The 15,752-nt window shown below is 69.1% G+C and carries 7 protein-coding genes and 1 pseudogene; 5 read left to right on the top strand and 3 right to left on the bottom strand.

The window, feature by feature from the left end:
- Positions 1–66: 66 nt before the first annotated feature.
- Together ACFYXE_RS13730 and ACFYXE_RS13725 are read left to right on the top strand one after the other, a co-directional pair.
- A complete protein-coding gene (locus ACFYXE_RS13730; protein WP_389312094.1) occupies positions 67–6,972 on the top strand; it encodes an RHS repeat-associated core domain-containing protein in 6,906 nt (2,301 codons plus the stop codon).
- Between the two features lie 34 nt (positions 6,973–7,006).
- The gene (locus ACFYXE_RS13725; RefSeq protein ID WP_389312092.1) at positions 7,007–7,561 is read left to right on the top strand and encodes a hypothetical protein; all 555 of its coding nucleotides are present in this window, start codon (positions 7,007–7,009) and stop codon (positions 7,559–7,561) included.
- A gap of 94 nt (positions 7,562–7,655) precedes the next feature.
- Here the strand turns inward: ACFYXE_RS13725 and ACFYXE_RS13720 are convergent.
- Positions 7,656–7,925, bottom strand: a pseudogene (locus tag ACFYXE_RS13720) (tyrosine-type recombinase/integrase); the annotation flags it as partial.
- Between the two features lie 1,177 nt (positions 7,926–9,102).
- Here ACFYXE_RS13720 and ACFYXE_RS13715 point away from each other — a divergent pair.
- From ACFYXE_RS13715 to ACFYXE_RS13705, 3 genes are all read left to right on the top strand, one after another.
- Positions 9,103–9,501 (top strand): helix-turn-helix transcriptional regulator, encoded by a 399-nt coding sequence (locus ACFYXE_RS13715; protein WP_361175393.1) that lies wholly within the window; start codon positions 9,103–9,105, stop codon positions 9,499–9,501.
- A gap of 119 nt (positions 9,502–9,620) precedes the next feature.
- Entirely contained in the window at positions 9,621–10,421 is an 801-nt protein-coding gene (modA, locus tag ACFYXE_RS13710; protein WP_389312090.1) for a molybdate ABC transporter substrate-binding protein, read from the top strand.
- Between the two features lie 11 nt (positions 10,422–10,432).
- The gene (locus tag ACFYXE_RS13705; RefSeq protein ID WP_389312088.1) at positions 10,433–12,433 is read left to right on the top strand and encodes an ABC transporter permease; all 2,001 of its coding nucleotides are present in this window, start codon (positions 10,433–10,435) and stop codon (positions 12,431–12,433) included.
- A gap of 161 nt (positions 12,434–12,594) precedes the next feature.
- On the opposite strand, the gene ACFYXE_RS13700 is transcribed toward ACFYXE_RS13705, so the two are convergent.
- Positions 12,595–14,565, bottom strand: coding sequence for a GAF domain-containing protein (locus ACFYXE_RS13700; RefSeq protein WP_389312086.1), 1,971 nt, complete (start codon positions 14,563–14,565; stop codon positions 12,595–12,597).
- 45 nt (positions 14,566–14,610) lie between these two features.
- On the bottom strand, positions 14,611–15,648 hold the full coding sequence (locus ACFYXE_RS13695) for a rod shape-determining protein (protein ID WP_361176696.1): 1,038 nt from the start codon (positions 15,646–15,648) through the stop codon (positions 14,611–14,613).
- Positions 15,649–15,752: the final 104 nt, after the last annotated feature.

Here is a 15,752-nt window from a genome sequence, read left to right as displayed (position 1 = left end):
GTCCGCCCGTTTCGAACGCCGTCCCGTATGTACCGACGCGGTCTGCGCCGCGGCATCGTTGCCACCGTGGCAGTCGCGCTCACGGCGGTCATGTTGCCGCAGTACGTACCTGAGGCTCAGGCGGTCGAGAAGGGCGGCACGCGTCCGGGTGTGCAGCAGGATCTGGGCGACCCGGTCGAGGGCACGGCGCTGAAGTCCAAACGTCACCGGGAGAACCCAGCGGAGAAGGCCAGGGTCACCTCCCCGGCCAAGGTGACCTGGCCGGCCCCGGGCAGCAGCAAGGTAAGCCTGGACGGAGCGAGAACCGTCGCGGCGAAGAGCTTGCCCGTCGAAGTCGGGCCACCCGACAGACAGACCAGATCCAGACCGCCCGCCGAGGCGGTCCGCGTCACGGTCGTCGACCGTGAGCAGACCGAGGCGGCGGGCGTCGACGGTGTTCTGCTGACCGTGGCATCCGCCGGCAGCACGGATGAGGCCGGTGCCGCCCGCCTCACCGTGGACTACGCGGGCTTCGCGGACGCCTATGGGGCCGGCTACGGCACTCGGCTGCGCCTGGTCCAGTATCCGGCCTGTGTGCTGACCACCCCGGAGAAGACCCGCTGCACCATGGGGAAACCGCTGCCGACCACCAATGACACGGCAGGCCGGACGGTGAGCGCGGACGTTCCCGTGCCCACCGCCGCGGCTCACCGGGAGACCGGTGGCCTGACGGTGCTGGCCGCCGAGGCCGGTGCATCGGGGGACCAGGGCAGCTTCGGCGCGACCCCGCTGGCCCCCTCCGCGGACTGGAACGTGTCGTATTCCTCGGGCGCGTTCAACTGGTCGTACCCCATGCGCACTCCCCCCGCACCGGGCGGTCTGGGACCGCAGGTCACATTGGGGTACAACTCGCAGTCGGTCGACGGTTCCACGGCCGTGACGAACAACCAAGGCTCGTGGATCGGCCAGGGGTTCAACTACGAGCCTGGCTTCATCGAGCGCCGCTACAAGCCGTGTGCGGACGACGGGCAGGCCGACAGCAACGGTGATGAGTGCTGGGCGTACGACAACGCGACCCTGCAAATGGCGGGCGGCAGTTCCGGCGAGCTGATCAAGGACGACAAGTCCGGCGAGTGGCGGGTCGAGGCGGACGACAATCTCAAGGTCGAGAAGCTCACCGGCGCCGCGAACGGCGATGACAACGGCGAACACTGGCTGGTGACGACCACCGACGGGACCCAGTACTACTTCGGCCTGGACAACTTGCCCGGCTACACCTCCGGCAAGGAGCAGACCGGCTCCACGTGGACCGTTCCCGTCTACGGCGACGACTCCGACGAGCCCTGCCACAAGTCCACGCTCGCCGACTCCCACTGCACCCAGGCCTGGCGTTGGAACCTGGACTACGTCGTGGATCCGCACGGCAACGCCATGTCGTACTTCTACGCCAAGGAGACCAACTACTACACCCAGGGCCTGAAGACGGGCGAGAACGGCAAGTCCTACATTCGCGGCGGCTACCTCAAGCGCATCGACTACGGCCAGCGTGACGGCAAGGTCTACACCACACCGGCCTCCGCACGCGTGGTCTTCACCACGGATGAGCGCTGTCTGGCCGCGGCCGCCGACTGTGAAGTCGGCGATCTGACGGACGCGACCGCGGCCCGCTGGCCGGACGTGCCATGGGACCGGAACTGCAAGGCGGGTACCAAGTGCAAGGGCCAGAACTCTCCGACGTTCTGGACCCGCAAGAAGCTGTCCAAGGTCACCACGCAGATCCGCGACGACACCGGCTACGCGGACGTCGACTCCTGGACCCTGGGACATCTGTTCACGGACAACGGGGACAGTTCCAAGTCCCTGTGGCTGAACACGATCACGCAGACCGGGCATGCGGGCTCGGGGACCGTCGCAATGCCACCGGTCGAACTGTTGGGCCAGCAACTGCCCAACCGGGTCGACAAACCGGGCGACAACATCCAGGCGATGAATCGCTACCGCCTCGCCGGTGTGGACAGCGACACCGGCGGCCTGCTCGATATCATCTACCGCGACGCAGAGTGCACCGCCGGTAATCTGCCCGCCCCGGACGCCTCCACCAAGGCCTGCTACCCGGTGAAGTGGAATCCACCCGGCGTCACCGAACCGATCAACGACTGGTTCCACAAGTACCTGGTCCGCAAGGTCGTCCAGAGCGACCTGACCGGTGGCGCCCCCGACGCGGTCACCGAGTACGAGTACCTGGGCGATCCGGGCTGGAAGAAGGCACGCGCCGACGGCATCACCAAGGACGAATACCGCACCCACAGCGACTGGCGCGGCTACGGCAAGACCCGGGTCACCAAGTCCGGCGGCACGGTCAGCGCGACCAACCAGCGGAGCGAGCACACCTTCCTCCGCGGCCTGGGCGGTGAGGTCACCGACTCGACGGGCGCCAAGCACGCCGACGATGACGACCTGTCCGGGTTCGAGCTGGAGACCACCAGCTACAACGGCGCGTTCGCCAACGACAAGGTCGTCTCCAAGAGCATCAGCACCGCTTGGCAGCACACCACTGCCACCCGGAAGCACACCTGGGGCACACGTACCGCCTCCTACGTGCGTCCGGCCACGACTTCCTCCTACACGGCGCTGGCCGCCGGCGGCTGGCGGGAGACGAAGTCGACGCTCCGCTACGACGACGCCAACGGCCGCGTCACCGAGACCGATGACTACGGCGTCAACGGCGACGGTACCGACAACCAATGCACCCGTACCTGGTATGCCGACAACGCCGCCAAGCACATGCTCAACATGGTCTCCCGCGTCGAGACCGTGGCCGTCACCTGCGGCGACACCGCCGACCGCAAGACCCAGCTGGTCAAGGACGACCTGACGTTCTACGACGGCAAGAGTCTCGGAGCGTCGCCGGTCAAGGGCGACACCACCAAGGTGCAGCGCCTGGCCTCGCACGACGGCACCAAGGCCACCTACGAGACGGTCAGCTCATCCGCGGTCGCCGACTTCGACCAGTACGGTCGACCGCTCGAGGTCAGCGATGCCGCCGGCACGAGCACCAAGACGGCGTACACCGAGACCGACGGCCTCACCACGAAGAAGATCGAGACCAACCCGCTGGGCTGGACCGCGACCACGGAGTACGTCCGCTCCTGGGGCACTCCTGCAGCACAGACCGACATGAACGGCAAGCTCAGCACACTCGGCTACGACGCGCTGGGCAGGCTCATCTCGGTGTGGCTGCCGGACCGGCCCAAGGCCAACGACTTCTCCCCGTCCATCAAGTACACCTACCAGATCCGCAAGAAGGCCCCTGTCGCCGTCAAGACGGAGAAGATCGAGAAGGACGGAACCTCCTACGGCACCGAGTACCAGCTCTATGACGGCCTGTTGCGGCCTCGGCAGAAGCAGACGGAGGGGCCGGACGGCGGCCGTCTTGTCGCCGACAGCTTCTACGACAGTGTCGGCAACCTGACCCAGACCAACACCGACTACTACGCGAAGGGCGCTCCCACCAACACCGTCTTCACGCCCACCGGCGAGGTGGACGGTCAGAGCGTCACCGAATACGACGGCGCGGGTCGCAAAACCGCCGAGATCTTCAAGGTGGCCGATGAGGAGAAGTGGCGCACCTCCTATTCCTACGGCGGCGACCGGGTCCATACCGACCCGCCGGCCGGAACCACTCCGACCACGGTCATCACCGACGGTCACGACCGTACCAAGGAGATCCGTCGCTACAAGGGCGACAAGCCTCTCCCGACCGGCACCGCCGGGGACTACGAGTCCACCGTCTACAAGTACCTGCCGACCGGCCAGCTGAAGTCCTCCGAAGACCCGGCGGGCAACGTCTGGTCGTTCGGCTACGACCAGCGCGGCCGCAAGACGTCGGCGACCGACCCGGACACCGGCACGTCCCGCTACACCTACGACGCGCTGGACCGCCTCAGTTCCACCACCGATTTCCGGGGCAAGAAGACATCGACCAAGTACGACGTGCTCGGCCGGCCCGTGTCCACCTGGGAGGGCGTACCGGACACCGGCACCAAGCTCACCGCCACCACCTACGACCGAGTCGCCAAGGGCCAGGTGTTCGGCACCTACCGGTACGCGGGCGGCCAGGTGCAGTCCTCCACCCTCAACACTCAGCTGGACGAGATGTACCAGCCCACCGTCACGGAGGTGACGCTGGCCGGCACGGAGGCAGCTGAGCTCAAGGGCACCTACGAGTTCGGCACCCAGTACAACCAGGACGGCACCGTCCAGTCCGTGCGCATGCCTGCCGCCGGAGGGCTGCCCTCGGAAACGCTGACCTACAGCTACGACTCACTGCAGCGCCCGAAGACGATGACGTCGTCGCTGGGCGGTTCCTACGTCGGGGAAGCGGCCTATGCGCCCACCTCTCAGCTGCAGCAACTCGCCCTGGGCGCCATCGGTTCGGAGGGCAAGCAGGCCTGGCTCACCTACGGTTACGAGCAGGGGACCGACCGGCTGACCAGCTCCCGCGTCGACGTCGAAGACGTTTCGGCCGTCACCTACGACGCCGACTACACCTACGACCCTTCCGGCAACGTCACCTCCATCGCCGACACTCCCACCGGCGGCAAGAGCGACGTGCAGTGCTTCAGCTACGACTGGCAGCAGCGCTTGACGTCGGCCTGGTCGACCTCCAACTCCGGTGATGGAGCCGCTGGGTCGGGCAAGCAGAACGGGGCCTGCGTCGGCGGTCCCACCACCGACGCCATCGGCGGAGCGGCCCCGTACTGGCAGACCTTCGACTACGACACCGCCGGCAACCGCAAGAGCCAGGTCCTGCACGGCGTCAACGGCGATGCCGACACGACCCGCACCTACAGCTACGGCGAGGACGCATCCGGCAACGGAGGGCCGCACACCCTGACCAAGGTCGTCCAGAACAGTCCGGCCTCCGGCTCGGCTCCGGCGGTGACCCGTCAGGACAGCTTCACCTACGACGAGGCGGGCAACACCAGGCAGCGGATCCTCAACGGCGAGACACAGGGCCTGAGCTGGAACAGCGAAGGCAAGCTCGCCACGGCTGGCGCGGACACCTCCTACGCCTACGATGCCGCCGGTGGCCGACTGCTGCGCAAGGAGGACAAGAAGCAGACGCTCTACCTGCCCGGCATGGAGATCAGCCTGAACACCGCCACCCGGGCGGTCGAAGGCACCCGCTACTACTCTTTCGCAGGCCAAAGCGTGGCCTTGCGCACCACCAAGGGCGTCCAGTTCCTGGCGGGCGACCACCACGGCACCATGTCCGCCGCCGTCGACGCCAAGACCGGCGAGGTCACCCGACGCCGTATGGACCCCTTCGGTGTCGAGCGTGGCGCCGCGACCACGGGCTGGGTGGACGACAAGGGATTCCTCAACAAACCCGTCGACACCTCCACCGGCCTCACTCACATCGGAGCGCGCGAGTACGAGGCGGAGAACGGCCGTTTCATCACCGCCGATCCCGTCCTGGACCTGACCAGCTCCCAGCAGATCAACGGCTACGCGTACGCCAACAACAATCCTGTCACCCAGTCCGACCCGACCGGACTGTGCGCCGAGCCCGGCTGCCCGACGATCGACGCGGCCGGCATCAACCACACTCCGCTGCCGCGGAACTCGCCACATCGCACCCCGTGGCACAGTTCGACATCGAAGGCCGCCAAGCAGCACCACGCCGTTCAGGTCAGGGCTCAGTCGAACGGTGCGAAGGACACCGCGATCTCCGCCGCCAAGGAACTGGCCGGCATCCTCGCCGATGAACTCGGCATCACGGACGCCCTTGACTGCTTCACCACCGGCAACATCGGTGCCTGCGGCGCCACCATGGTGAACGTGGCGAGCAGCCTGGCCGGCGGCGTTCTCGGCAAACTCGCCAAGAAGTACGGTCTGCCCTGGAAGTGGAAGAAGGCCGTCGCTCTGGGCAAACGCATCGTGGGCCTGATCGACGACGTCATCGACAACTTCAAGGCCTGGCGCAAGTTCGACAAGGCCGCCGACAAGCTTGAGAGCATCGCCAAGAAGGCGGATCCCGACGAAGGAGTGAGCTGTCTAGCCAACAGCTTCACCCCTGATACGAAAGTCCTGATGGCCGACGGCACCGCCCGAGCCATCAAGGACGTCAAGATCGGCGACAAGGTCACCGCCACCGACCCCAAGACCGGCAAGACCGCCGCGAAGACGGTCACGGCCAAGATCAAGGGCACCGGAGTCAAGCGGCTCGTCAAGATCACGATCAATGTGCGTGACCAGAAAGCAGCCGGATTGGCCGGGGCGACCGGGAAGGTGGAAGAGGCCAGGGCTGCGAAGGCCGACAGGTCCGACAGGTCCGACAGAGCCGTCAGGTCCGACAAGGGGCAGCCGGCATCGGCCACCGCGACCGCAGGCCACCCCTTCTGGGTCCCGGAACTGAGGGAATGGATCGACGCCACCGACCTGCGGGCGGGCCAGTGGCTGCGCACCAGCGCCGGTACACAGGTGCAGATCGGCGCCGTGAGGCGATGGACGGTCTCGCAGGCCACTGTCCACAACCTCAGCGTGGCCGACCTTCGTACGTACTATGTGCTGGCGGGGGCCACGCCGGTCCTTGTTCACAACTGCAACACGACGGTATATCGACTGCAGACGGACCACCCAGATAGCCAGCGTCTTTCGGTCGATGGCGATGGGGGCGTCTCGATCAATGGTGACGGAATGCTGCATCTGAACATGAGCGGGAACATCGCGCACACAGAGCAATACCGCGGCTCGGGTGGTCAAATAGTCGCTTTCGATGTTCCGAGTTCGTATGTGGCTCGGGTTCGCTCAGGTGCAATCGACCAGCGTCGCCCGCCGGGTATGAGTAGGCGGCAGTGGAATATCTCCTCTTCGGGGCGCGCGCAGATTGATGATCCAGGTAGGGGGAAAGATTTGTACGGGATTCCATCGGAGATGTTCCCTGGACTCTTGGCTGCGATAATTCCAGGATCGGGGAGAGTGCTGTGATCGACCTTTGGTTCGGATCGCAGGTGATGGAGAGATGACAGAAACCTCCGAGGAAGAGCTTGGCCGGCTGTGGGTTCGCCCCACGGCGTCACCAGTGGGGCCGCTGGCTGTGTTTCATGTGGAAGTCGGGCGATGGGAAGAAGCGGAAGGCTTTGCCCGTCGTGTTCGAGGGCTCGTCGCTGCCGGGGTAGAAGTTTCCCGGCACGGAGACTTCGAACTGGATCAACTTCCAGAAGATGCCCTTCCGGCGTGGGCTAGAGGTGGTGATTTCTCTGAGGTGCACAGGGATGCCCGCCTTCGGTATTCTCTGCATCGTGGAGAAGAGGAGTGGACGGCGCAGGATCTTCTGTTCTCATTCGATCCGAAGCAGAGGCGTTGGAAATGGTGGGATGTGACTCTGCTTGGTGGGAATTTACTCCAGGCGTGGGTGGATTCCCTGGGAGAGCCAGTTTTCGCCTGCGACGAGTTGAGATGGATTCTCTATCTCAGCGGTGCTCATGCCGTCGTTGGGCCGTCGCTACTGTCGCCTGATCTTTGGGGGCATGAGCGGTCGGCTGGCATCGACGTGGAGTCCGCGAGCTCGGGCTGATCTGACTCGGCATCCCTCATGCAGATCTGAAGCCCCGCCAGGTGCGTCCTGGCGGGGCTTCAGCGTGGCCTGACGGCAGTAGTTGACGGCAACGTCAGCGGACGTGGACCGCGCAGAGCGGTAGGTCACCGCCGCCATCGGGCTGGCCAGTGGTCTCCTCGGGGCTGCGGAGGGCGTAGCCGAGGAGGTCGATGGCGTCGCGCTGGAGGCGGAGTCTGACGTGGGCGTCGACGGTGGCGGTGACGCCGATGTGGGCGTGGCCGAGGAGTTCTTTGATCACGACGAGTTCGACGCCTTGCTCCAGGAGGAGGGTGGCGGTGGAGTGCCGTAGGTCGTGGAAGCGAACCATGTGCTGGCCGGGGCGGCGCTGGTCCTCGTGCACAACTGTGGTGGGACTGATGTCACGACGGTTTATCGGAAGCAGGACACGTCAATTTCGGCAACCCAGAGATTGTCCGTTGATGTAGATGGAAATGTCTCACATCGGGATCTGGAGCCCTGTTCCTGAACATGAATTTAAGGGTGATCAGCTAAACGGGAGCGGTACTTCCTCGGCGCATACCTCCCGGCCGGGCGGGGATCAAGCGTGAATGGAACTTTGTCCGCAAGGTGGCCCCGGATGGATCTGACGGTGCTGGTCTTTTGAGGTTACGTGATCACTATATTCCTGGACTGATGGTGCAATAATCCCTGGGTCGGGTCTAATTGTTGGATAGGGGTGCTTGGTGAGTCGTTACGACCTTCCCTTCGAAGGGTAAGCTTGAAGCGGCGCCCCTCGGAGGATTCTAGGCGTAGGTATCTGGGGGTGAGGGAGGATCCCCCTCGGGATGCAGAGGAGTGGCTTTACTGCTTCGACCCGGATCTTCGCGCTTGGTTGTGGTGGGATGGATGTCACCCTTGGCGGCCACGAATCCGTTTGCGTCTGGATCGACACGAAGGTGAGGCTCGCATTCCGTGCGAGGAGCTTTGGTGGGCAATTTTCGTTGCAGGGGCAGAAGGTGTCGAGCCGCTAACTCTGGGAGCGTCCACGGTGCGGAGTAGCCAGTCAAGTATTGGCCTATGAAATAGGTCAGCTCATAGCTTGGGAGTCCCGGATTGTTTCCGGCGGGGCGTTTTGGCTGATTGACGGCAAGGGCAAGGGCAAGGGCAAGGGCAAGGGCAACGGACTACGGTTGCGGTGGGTGGGGCGTCAGGGCATCGTCGCCACGGCCGAGGGCGTTGCTGAGGGTGTCGATGCCCTGTTCGCAGGAGCAGGGCGGCGGTCGAGTGGTGGAGGGCGTGGAAGCGGATGCGGCAGGGAGGCCGACCCTGGCGAAGGGGTGGGGTGAGGATGCGAGTGAGGTGGTCGGCCCGATCAGTCCGCCTGGCGTGGCGGCCGGCATCGGCGGTGCGCCATTGGTGCGGACGCGGTGGGGAGGGTGACGTCGTGACCCTCGGGGATTTAGAGGTTCCTCCAGAGCGCGGGGTTCCGGGGCGCATCTGCGATGGAGATCCCGCCCAAGTTTTCCAAATGCGAGCCGATCGGCCGTATCTTGTCGCACATGCAGTCCTACACAATTGGGCAGGCCGCGCGTCTGCTCGGGGTCAGTCCCGATACCGCTCGGCGGTGGGCGGATGCCGGACGGGTCGCCACTCATCGGGACGAGGGCGGCCGGCGGCTCATCGACGGGCGGGATCTCGCCGCGTTCTCCGTCGAGGTCGCCCAGAGCGGTGGCGCGGGCGAGGAAGACGTCTCGTACACCACCGCCCGTAACGCCTTTCCCGGCATCGTCACCGCCGTGAAGCTCGGCGACGTGGCCGCCCAGGTGGAGATCCAGGCGGGCCCGCACCGTCTGGTCTCGCTGCTGACCAGGGAGGCGGTGGAGGAGCTCGGCCTGGAGGTCGGGATGCAGGCCACCGCCCGGGTGAAGTCCACCAGCGTGCACATCGACCGCGCCTGACGTCCGTATCGACGCGTCCGACAGCCGTAGTACGTCCACGGTGACGTGTCCGGTGGCTGTCGCGCGTCCGTGACGCGGTCGCGTCGCCTCCCTTTCGCCCTTCACTAGGAGTCCGTGCCATGTCCCCGAAGTTCACCGCCCGCCACGCCCGTCGCACCGCCGCCGCGGTCGTCACCGCCGCGCTGCTCGTCCCGCTCGCCGCCTGCGGCAACGACGACGACGGCGACAGCAAGAAGGACGACGGCGGCAAGAAGGACGTCAGCCTCACCGTCCTCGCCGCCTCCTCGCTCACCGACGCCTTCGCCACCGCCGAGAAGGTGTACGAGAAGGAGCACCCGGGCACGAAGATCACGGTCTCCGCGGCCGGGTCGCAGGAGCTCGCCGCGCAGGTCAAGCAGGGCTCGCCCGCCGACGTGCTCGTCACCGCCGACACCAAGACGATGGACGGGCTCAAGGGGGAGACCGGCGCGCCCACCGTCATCGCCAAGAACCGCCTCGTCATCGCCACCCGCGAGGGCAACCCCGGCAAGGTCAAGGCGCTCAAGGACCTCGCCGACCCCAAGCTGAAGGTCGTCCTCGCCGACGACACCGTGCCCGTCGGGCGCTACAGCAAGCAGGTCCTCGACGCCCAGAAGGTCACCGTCAAGCCGGTCTCCAAGGAGGCCAACGTGCGGTCCGTGCTCAGCAAGGTCGAGCTCGGCGAGGCCGACGCCGGCATCGTCTACAAGACCGACGCCGCCACCGCGACCGACAAGGTCGACGCCGTCGAGATCCCCGACGACCAGAACGCCGTCGCCTCCTACCCGGCCGCGACCCTCAAGGAGTCGAAGAACGGCGACGCCGCCGCCGCGTTCGTGAAGTGGCTCAGCACCCCCGAGGCGCAGAAGATCCTCCGGGACGCGGGCTTCCAGAAGCCGTAACGTCCACCGCCATGCTCCGCTCACGTTCCCGCGCCCGTACCAGGCCGCCGCTCACGCTCGCCGTCCCCGCCCTGCTCGCCGTCGCGTTCCTGCTGATGCCGCTCGTCGGCATCCTCGCGCGCACCGAGTGGGGCGAGCTCGGCACGCACCTGACCACCCCCGGCGTCACCCAGGCGCTCAAGCTGTCGCTGGTGGTGTCCTTCTGGGCGCTCGGGCTCTCCCTGCTCCTGGGGGTGCCCCTGGCGTGGCTGCTCGCGCGCGTGGACTTCCGCGGGAAGGCGCTCCTGCGCTCGCTCGTCCTGCTGCCGATGGTGCTGCCGCCCACCGTCGGCGGTGTCGCGCTGCTCCTCGGGTTCGGGCGGCGCGGGCTGCTCGGGCCCTGGCTGGAGGACACCTTCGGGATCGTGCTGCCCTTCCACACCTCCGGTGCGGTGGTCGCGGCGACGTTCGTGGCGATGCCGTTCCTCGTCATCAGCCTGGAGGGGGCGCTCGGCGGGCTGCGGCCCGGCTTCGAGGAGACGGCCGCGTCGCTGGGGGCCTCGCCGGTACGGGTGTTCCTCACCGTCACCCTGCCGATGGTCGCCCCCGGGCTCGTCGCCGGGGCCGCGCTGACCTGGGCGCGGGCGCTGGGCGAGTTCGGCGCGACGATCACCTTCGCGGGCAACCTGCCCGGCACCACGCAGACCCTGCCGCTCCAGGTGTATCTCCTCCTCCAGGACTCGCCGGAGGCCGCCACCTCGCTGTCCCTGCTGCTGCTCGCCATCGCGATGGCCGTGCTGGCCGGGCTGCGCGGGCGGTGGACGACCGGCGGGTCCGGGTCCGTGCGGGTGCGGGAGCCGCTCGCGGACCGGGACGAGGACGACGGTCGCCGGGCCGCGGACGGGGGTGCGACCGTGCCCGGCGCTACGGGCGCGGTCGGCGGCGACCCCGACGGACACGCCGTCCACGCCGTCAAGGAACCTGCGCCCCACGAGACATGGGGCCTGCACGCCGACGTCACCGGCTACAACGAGCTCACCCTCGACGCCGAACCCGGCACCACCATCGCCGTCGTCGGACCCAACGGCGCCGGCAAGACCACGCTCCTGCGTGCCCTGCTCGGGCTCACCCCGCGCGCCCACGCCCGCCTGCGGCTCGGCGAGCGCGACGTCACCGGCCTGCCGCCGCACCGGCGCGGGGTCGCCTGGGTGCCCCAGGAGGGCGCCCTCTTCCCGCATCTGAACGCGCTCGGCAACACCGCGTACGGGCTGCGCGCGCAGGGCGTACGACGTGCCGAGGCCCGCCGTGACGCGCAGGCCTGGCTCGACCGGCTCGGCGTCGGACACCTCGCGCACCGCAGGCCCGCCCAGCTGTCCGGCGGGCAGGCCCAGCGGGTCGCGCTCGCCCGCGCGTTGGCAGCGCGGCCCCGGCTGCTGCTCCTCGACGAGCCGCTCGCCGCCCTCGACCAGACCACCCGCGCCCACGTCCGGCACACCCTGCGCCGCCACCTCGACGGGTTCGGCGGCGTCTGCCTGATCGTCACGCACGACCCCGTCGAGGCGGTCTCGCTGGCCGACCGGGTCCTCGTACTCGACGAAGGCCGTACGTTGCAGGACGCGCCGCCCGCCGACGTGACCCGGCACCCCCGCTCGCCGTGGGTCGCCCGCATGCTCGGCCGCAACGCCTGGCCCGGCACCGCGGGCGAGGACGGCACGCTGACGCTGGCGGGGGAGGGGCGGCTCGTCGTCGCCGATCCCCTGGAGGCGGGGACGCGGGCGCTCGCCGTCATCACGCCGGAGGCCGTGTCCGTGCACCGCGAGAAGCCCGGGGGCAGCCCGCGCAACGTGTGGCCGGGAACCGTACGGGAGATCACCACCGCGGGCTCCCGCCTGCGCGTCCTGATCACGTCGGGCGAGGCGCCCGACCTCGTCGCCGAGATCACCCCGCAGGCGGCGCTCGACCTCGGGCTCGCCGACGGGGTCGCGGTCTGGACGAGCGTCAAGGCCACGGAGGTCTCCGTGGTGGCGCTGTGACGGGGGCGCGCCTGCCAGGGGCCGGGGCATCCGTGCTCGTCGCGTGACTACGTGACTACGTGACCACGTGACCAGGTGACCACCAGAGGCACGCGGGCCCGCGTGACGGGAGCGGTGCGTGTCCGCGTGGCTCGTGACGGGAGCCGTGCCTGCCCGCGCCGCTAGAGCGGTGCCTGCCACGTGGCCGTCGTGCCCGCCTCCACGCCGTCCGTGACCCCGTCGTCGTACACCGTCAGGCGCACCCCCTCGCGGCCGTCCGGCAGCGTCGCCCGCGCGTCCACCGTCACGTCGACGCGGGTCACGCCGGTCCGGCGCGACGTCGCGGCCAGGGCGCGGCGCAGCGCGGCCAGCAGGTGACCGTCCGCCGGTTCCGTGACGAGGTGGTCCACGGCCCCGCCGAAGTGCACGGACGGCTGGATGCCCAGCACCGCCGCCGCGCCCGCCGTCTCGCGCAGGACCTTGCCGCGGAAGGTGGCGGGCGCGTCGGCGGGCGGCTGCTGGAGGGCGAAGATGGCGGTGCGGACCTCCTGGATGGTCGACTCCAGCTCGTCCACGGCGTGGTCCAGGGTCGACTCGACCTTCGTCGACCGCGCCCTGCGGCGCGTCGACTCCAGCATCATGCCGGTGGCGAAGAGCCTCTGTACGACGAGGTCGTGCAGGTCGCGGGCGATGCGGTCGCGGTCCTCGAACACCGCGAGGCGCCTGCGGCTCTGCTGGGCGTCGGCGAGGACCAGGGCCAGCGCGGCCTGCGAGGCGAACTGCGTGGCGAGCAGGCGTTCCGCCGAGGTGTACGCGGGGGCGCCGCGGCGGCGGGGCAGCGCGAGCGTGCCGATGAGCCGGCCGCCGGCCTGCAGGGGCAGCATCATGCTCGGTCCGAAGCGGGCGCGCACGTGCGTCGTCATACGGGGGTCGGTCGCCGAGTCGTCGATGAAGACGGGTTCCCCGCCGAGCAGTTGGGTCAGGACGGCGCTGCCGGGCACGATCGTGGTGCCGATGAGGTCGTTGTGGTGGGAGTGGCGGGAGTGGTGGGCGTCGGGGGAGGGGGACGGGAGCGGGGGCGGGGAGGCGGGTGCGGGTTCCTCGTCCGGGGGGCCGGGCGGGGTCCGGCGGCCGGGCGCGGCCGTATCCGTCGTACCCGCCGCAGCCGCTGTACCTGCAGGACCTGCCGGACCCGCTGTACCTGCCGTGTCCGTCGTACTCGCTGTACCCGCCGCGTGCGCCGGACCTGCCGGACCCGCTGTACCTGCCGTGCCCGCCGGACCCGCTGTGCCCGCTGCGCCCGCCGGACCCGCTGTGCCCGCCGGACCTGCCGTGCCCGCTGTACCCGCTGTACCCGCTGTACCCGCCGTACCCGCCGTACCCGCCGTACCCGCTGTACCCGCTGTACCCGCTGTACCCGCTGTACCCGCCGTACCCGCCGTACCCGCCGTACCCGCCGTACCCGCCGTGTCCGTCATACCCGCCGTACCCGCCGCACCGCCCCCCGCCGAAGCCCCCCACCCGTGCGGAGCGCCGTCCGTGGCCGCTGCCACGATGCGCATGCCGCCTGCCTCCGTGGGCTGGAGGATCACGCCCGCCGCCGCGCCCGCGAGGTTGCGGGCCCGGTCCGCGACCGTCATCAGCGCGTCGGCCGCCGCCTCGCCCGTGAGCAGGGCCGTGGTCACCGCCGCCGCGCCCTCGATCCAGCGCTCCCGCTGCCGGGCCGCCTCGAACAGGCGGGCGTTGCCGATCGCGATGCCCGCCTGGCTCGCCAGGACCTTCAGGAGCTGCTGGTCCTCGTCGGTGAAGGGGGCGCCCCGCTCCTTGCGCGCCAGGAGCAGGTCGCCGAACGGCTCGTCGTGGACCTGGATCGGCACGCGGACGACCGTGCCGTCCGCCGTCGGGCGCACGGCCGGCACGCCGTCCGGGTGGCGGCCGGGACCGCCCGCCACGAACAGTTCGGCCGGACCCTCACCGCCCGGCGTGCCGACCTCGAGCGTGCCGAGGCCCGCCCCGGTCAGCCGGGCCGCGCTGTCCACGATGTGCTGGAGGGTGGCGCGGAGGTCGAGGTCCGTGCCGACGCTGAGGACCGCTTCCAGGATCGGCTGCATCGAGGGCGGTCGCGGGTCCGCGGGTCCGGGCGTCTCGGTCACGTACGACGTACTCCGTGGTCGGTGGAGGTGGCGGCAGGCGACTGGTCAGCCGGACAGCGGGTCCAGGACCAGCGGTTGGATCTTGCCCTCCAGCATCGCACCCAGTCCGAGGACGGCGCACACATCAGGCCGTTCCGCGATATGTACGGGCATTCCGGTCGCGTCCCGCAGCATCTGGTCGAGGCCGGGGAGCAGCGCGCTGCCGCCGACCATCATGATCCCGCGGTCCGCGAGGTCGGCCACCAGATCGGGCGGGCAGTCCCGCAGCACCTTGCCGATGCCGTCGAGGACGGCGGTGAGCGGGGTGTGGATGGCGTCGCGGACGGCGGCCGTGTCCACCTGGACCGAGCGGGCCAGGCCGGTGGCGACGTCCCTGCCGTGGATCTCCGTCGACTCGGGGCCGTGCGGGGTGAGGCCGTTGCCGCTGAGGGCGAGCTGCAGGGGGCGTACGGACTGGGAGGGCAGCATCAGTTCGTGCTGGTGGCGCAGGTGCTGGACGATCGCGTGGTCGATCGCCTCGCCGCCGACCGGAATGCGCTCGGCGGTCACGATCGAGCCCAGCGACAGGACGGCGACCTGCGTCGTCGCGGCGCCGCAGACCAGGATCATCGTCGCCTCGGGGCGCTCCACGGGCAGGCCGCAGCCGACGGCCGCCGCGATGAGGGTGTCGACCAGCTCGACGCGCCGGGCCCCGAGGCCGACCATCGTCTCGACGGCGGCGCGCTGCGCCAGCGGGTCGGCGTCGTGCGGGGTGCAGGCGGCGGCGCGCAGCCGGGGCTTGCGGCGCAGGGTGCGGCGGAGCTTCTCGCCGAGCAGGTGGCGCAGCATCCGCTGGGCCATCTCGATGTCGACGACGGTGCCGCCGGAGACCGGGCGGACCACCCGGATGTAGCCGGGCGTACGTCCCGTCATCTGCTCGGCGAACTGGCCCACCGCGATGAGCGCGCCCGTGCGCGTGTTGACGGCGGCGGCGCTCGGCTCGTCGACGACCAGGCCCGAGCCCTTCACGAACACGCGGGTCCTCGCGGCTCCCAGGTCGACGGCGATGTGGCAGCGGCGCAACTGCTCCAGACTGACGGTCATGGCAGATCCTCCCGAGAGCGCAGACCGTACGGACCGTCGGACGGCGGTCCTGTCTCGCATCGTGCGGCGGGCGCGGACGGCTCGCGCGCTGAGCTGAGCCGGGC

It is taken from the genome of Streptomyces sp. NPDC002564 (assembly GCF_042889645.1).
Classification (GTDB): domain Bacteria; phylum Actinomycetota; class Actinomycetes; order Streptomycetales; family Streptomycetaceae; genus Streptomyces.
Note: the sequence above shows the minus strand (reverse complement) of the source record. Positions and strands in the feature narration are given on the sequence as shown.

What these genes read in the sequence shown, in the direction of transcription:
- ACFYXE_RS13705 (WP_389312088.1), top strand. Translation starts at nt 10,433, where the DNA reads ATGCTCCGCTCACGTTCCCGCGCCCGTACCAGGCCGCCGCTCACGCTC.
- ACFYXE_RS13715 (WP_361175393.1), top strand. Translation starts at nt 9,103, where the DNA reads ATGCAGTCCTACACAATTGGGCAGGCCGCGCGTCTGCTCGGGGTCAGT.
- ACFYXE_RS13725 (WP_389312092.1), top strand. Translation starts at nt 7,007, where the DNA reads ATGACAGAAACCTCCGAGGAAGAGCTTGGCCGGCTGTGGGTTCGCCCC.
- ACFYXE_RS13695 (WP_361176696.1), bottom strand. Translation starts at nt 15,648, where the DNA reads ATGACCGTCAGTCTGGAGCAGTTGCGCCGCTGCCACATCGCCGTCGAC.
- modA (WP_389312090.1), top strand. Translation starts at nt 9,621, where the DNA reads ATGTCCCCGAAGTTCACCGCCCGCCACGCCCGTCGCACCGCCGCCGCG.